The sequence below is a fragment of the Streptomyces sp. NPDC005070 genome (assembly GCF_053600395.1).
This window is the reverse complement of sequence record NZ_JBSFZS010000488.1, coordinates 1-1,515: the sequence shown is the minus strand read 5'-3', so window position 1 is coordinate 1,515 and position 1,515 is coordinate 1. Positions and strand designations below refer to the sequence as shown.

1 pseudogene is annotated in these 1,515 nt (G+C 72.3%); it reads left to right on the top strand.

The features are described from left to right. A pseudogene (locus ACWEBX_RS40490) lies at window positions 1-1,339 on the top strand (ATP-binding protein); the annotation flags it as partial. Window positions 1,340-1,515 lie beyond the last annotated feature (176 nt).

The following is a 1,515-nucleotide window of genomic DNA, read 5'->3' as shown; positions in this document are numbered from 1 at the left end:
GCTGGACTGGTTCGACCAGGAGTTCCCGAATCTCCAGGCCGCAATCTCGATGGCGGCGACCTTCGGGGACGCGGAGGGAGCGCTGCGGCTCCAGGAGGCGCTGGTCTCGCTGTTCGAGCATCGCGGCCAGGTCACGGAATGGGAGGCCGCCGCCCACACGGCAGTGCGTTTCGCCGAGGAGGCCGGAGACCACCACGCGAGGAGCTGGGCCCTGCTCAACGTGGCCCGGGCGCTCCAGGCGGCCGGTCAGGAGCGTGAAGCGGCCGAGAGCGCGGAGGATTTGCTCCGTTTCCAGCGGGACGTGCTTCGTGAAGCGGTCGGGGAGCCGTCGGCGACCACCGCGGTCGGACTCCTCAGAGACGCGCTGAACTCCGTCACGTCCGCCCTGGCGTTGCTGGCGGAACTCGGAGCCGTACGCGACCGAACCGGGGCGCTCGACCTCCTCCTGGAGATCGCCTCGGTCGCCGGATCCGCGTACGCGGAAACCAATGTGAAGGTCAAGGCACTGCGCGCGGCCGCCGACTGGGCCGGGCGGATCGGCGCGCGCCGCTACGAGGCCCTCGCGGATGCTCTGTTGTGGGAGGCGGAGCTCTTGCACATCGGCCCGGACGACACCGTCCGCCGTCAGGAGCGTGCCCTCGCGATCATGACCGGTGTCGATGCCAAACAGGCCGGGGAGTGGCGGGAGGTGTGTGAGGTGCTGGCCCGCCTCGCGCGGCGGATCAATGTGGGGGAGGGGCTGTGGCGCGTGGAGAAGGCCTATACCGTGGCCGCCGAGGCGTACCGGCGGATCGGCGACACCACCGCTGAGGCCGGGCTCTGGGGCGAACTCGCCTCGCTCACCTTCGACTCCGGCAATCACGCGCTGGCGATGCGGAGATACCGACACGCCGTGGCCGCCCTGGAGGGCGCGGCCGACGAACGGCACCTGGGCGATGTACTGGTCCGCCTGGCCCAGACGCATCTGGCGATCGGCAACCACGTGGAGGCGGCAGAGGAAAGCCGGCGGGCTGTCGCGCTGCTCGAACGGGCCGGCTCCGAACTCGCGGCGGGCCGGGCCCTCGGTACCCTCGCCAACGCCCTCTATCAGCTGGGGCAGCCGGCAGAAGCGGTCGCGGCCGCGGAGCGGGCCGAGGCGCTGGCTCTGACCTGTCAGGACGCGGACGGTCAGACGTCCGCCCTGCTCATCCTGGGTCTCGCCGAGCAAACCCGTGGCCGCAGGAGAGAGGCAGCGCGCGCCTGGAAGCAGGCCCGGAGCGCCGCCAGGACGGCCGACGACCCGTACGTGTACTACTCGGCGGTGGGCTTCCTGGAAGCCATCGGCTTCGTCGACGGCTGACGCGGCTCGGCGGGCGGGGTACCGGGGGCGCGGCACGGCGGATGCTCCGTGGTCACCGGCCGCCTCCAGCCGTCAGGCCTGCCGTACGCCTCCGGATACACCCACGGCTTCGGCCTGCCGGCCCGGCTCTGTCTCGCCGCCGCCCTGGCCGCCCTGCTCGCCCCGGCCCGGCCACC